This window comes from bacterium (assembly GCA_026398675.1).
GTDB lineage: Bacteria > RBG-13-66-14 > RBG-13-66-14 > RBG-13-66-14 > RBG-13-66-14 > RBG-13-66-14.
Window position 1 is genome coordinate 1 of the sequence record JAPLSK010000063.1, and the last position, 1,788, is coordinate 1,788.

Consider the following 1,788-nt stretch of genomic DNA (forward strand, 5'->3'; position numbering starts at 1 on the left):
CGGGCTCACCTGCGGGTCCGTCGTGGTGAGCATCGGCATATACTGCAGGTAGTCCAGCATCGCCGGGTACGTCTCGCCCAGGTCGGCACCCCAACTCACTTCCGACCAGGTACCCATGTTGCCCGAGTCGTCCGCGGCCCGTACTGAGAGCGCGACTCCCGTCCCCGTCGGCGTGTCCGCACTCCACAGAACCCAGCCCCACTCGGTATCGGCCGAAATGTCCAGAATCGAGGAGATGACGTTACCATAAGAGGGAGGCGGGGCGGTGTTCCACCAGCGTGTTTCGCTGATGTCCAGGGCGCAGCATATGACGTCGTCAATGGCGTCGCCGTTCATGTCCCCAATACTGACGAAGTTGGCACCCCCGAATTCGGTGTTGAGCACGTGCTCGGTGAAGGCGGAACCGTCGCCCGCCGTGTTCTCCCACCATGCCACCTCGCCCGCGCCACCGGCCGCGGCTGCTACGTCCATGTCCGAGTCGCCGTCCAAATCCGCAATCTTCACCGATTCCGCGCCGACGAAGTCTTCCTGCAGTATCTGCAGCGTCCAGGTGCCGCCCACGCCGTCATCGTTGGAGAACCACACGAGGCGGTTCCCCGTGTAGCTCGTCGTCGCGATGTCTATATCGGTGTCCCCGTCTATATCGGCCGCGGCCACCGAGCTTATATTTTCACCGGTGTAAACGAGGTGCTGGGTCCATGAGGCGCCCGCGCCGCCGTCGTTGGACCACCAGGTTATCGAACTGCCGCCGCCGGCGATGACGTCCAGATCGGAATCGCCGTCCACGTCGGCCACGCAAACCCCTGCTGCGTCAGTGAAACCGGTGGCGATGGCGTGGGACGTCCAGCTCCCACCAGACCCGTCGTCGTTCGACCACCAGGTCACCGCTCCCGAGGTGCCCATGGTGGCGACGACGTCCACGTCGCCATCCCCGTCGATATCGGCGGTAAAGATGGAGGACACGCCGCTCGCCGAGCCCACCGAGTGGTTCGTCCAGGTCCCGCCGGACCCATCGTTGGCCCGCCATCCGACCGAGCCGGAGGTGGCGTAGAAGATATCGTTGTCCCCGTCGTTGTCCACGTCAGCCGGATCGAGGCATTGGGCGCCGGCCCAAACCACATTATGGAAATCCCAGCTACCGCCCACGCCGTCCAAGTTGTCGAACCAGTCGACCATGCTGTAGTCCTCGGAACAGACCACCACGTCCATGTCTTCATCGGCGTCGATTCGGGCGGCGACGACGCAGAGCGGATGTTCCAGTATCTTCTCAATCATGGTTTCCGGTTCCAGGGTCATCAGGGAAAGCTCACCGGGGGTGCCGGCGTAGTCAATGTTGATTTCCGTGTCGAACTTCCTCCCCCAGTGATCCAACGGACCGGGTTCGCCGTCTCCGGCGGACCAATCGGACTGCATGGCGTCAACCGCCAAAGCCGCGAGGGTCAACCCCGCCAGAAGGATAAACAAGGTTAAACCGGCTTTTCTCATGGTTCCTCCTCTAATAATCTCTACTACTCCTTCTCACGCAAATCAACTTAGCACGAAACTTATTAAAAGAAAAGGTGTTTGGCACACCTTTCCGTTTTTCCGGGCAAAACGAGTCTAGCGGCCGATTACTAAACGATTGGTCAGTGACCCCGCGGCGGTTTCCAGGCGGTAGAGGTACACGCCGGAGGGGATTTCCGCGCAGGACCAGGCAACCTCGTGACGCCCGGCGGTCAGCTCCGAGTCAACCGGCGTTGCCACGCGCCGACCCGATAAATCGTAAATAGACAGAACGGCGCGGCCGTC

The 1,788-nt window shown here is 61.7% G+C and carries 2 protein-coding genes; both read right to left on the reverse strand.

All coding sequences use genetic code 11. The annotated features are described in order from the left end of the window. Positions 1-1,485: VCBS repeat-containing protein (locus NTW26_01205; GenBank protein MCX7020893.1), on the reverse strand; the 1,485-nt coding region annotated here is incomplete at its 3' end. A 114-nt stretch (positions 1,486-1,599) separates the two neighbouring features. After that, positions 1,600-1,788 (reverse strand): T9SS type A sorting domain-containing protein (locus NTW26_01210; protein MCX7020894.1); only part of this gene is annotated, 189 nt, incomplete at its 5' end.